The sequence below is a fragment of the Streptomyces sp. SID13726 genome (assembly GCF_010548375.1).
Lineage (GTDB): Bacteria > Actinomycetota > Actinomycetes > Streptomycetales > Streptomycetaceae > Streptomyces.
In genome coordinates this window covers 1-401 of sequence record NZ_JAAGLY010000732.1, presented here as the reverse complement: position 1 = coordinate 401, position 401 = coordinate 1, and the positions used below count along the sequence as shown (strand labels likewise).

General features: G+C 73.8%; 1 pseudogene. It reads left to right on the top strand.

Features of this window, described 5'->3' with window-relative positions:
- Positions 1-274 (top strand): annotated as a pseudogene (gene gltD, locus G3I78_RS50005) (glutamate synthase); the annotation flags it as partial.
- Positions 275-401 lie beyond the last annotated feature (127 nt).

The window sequence follows — 401 nt, the reverse complement described above, 5'->3', positions numbered from 1 at the left end:
CCTCGCCATGGGCTTCACCGGGCCGGAGACGGCGACCATCACGACCCAGTCCGGCGCGGACCTCACGGGCCGCGGCCTCGTGGCGCGCGGCGACGACTTCGCGTCGTCGCTGCCCGGGGTCTTCGTGGCCGGCGACGCGGGTCGTGGGCAGTCGCTGATCGTGTGGGCGATCGCCGAGGGTCGGGCGGCGGCGGCGTCCGTCGACGCCTACCTTCAGGGAGGGACCGAGCTGCCCGCGCCTGTGCGCGCGAACACCGTGTCCTTGCGCGCTTGACGTGCACCCCGGCGCCGGGTGTCCGGCGCCGGGACGATGAGCGGGGCATCCTAGGGAGGGGCACCCCTCGACGACCGGCTCCCGGCCGGTCGGAAGACTAGAGGCTGGAGATATGCGCAGAGCAAAG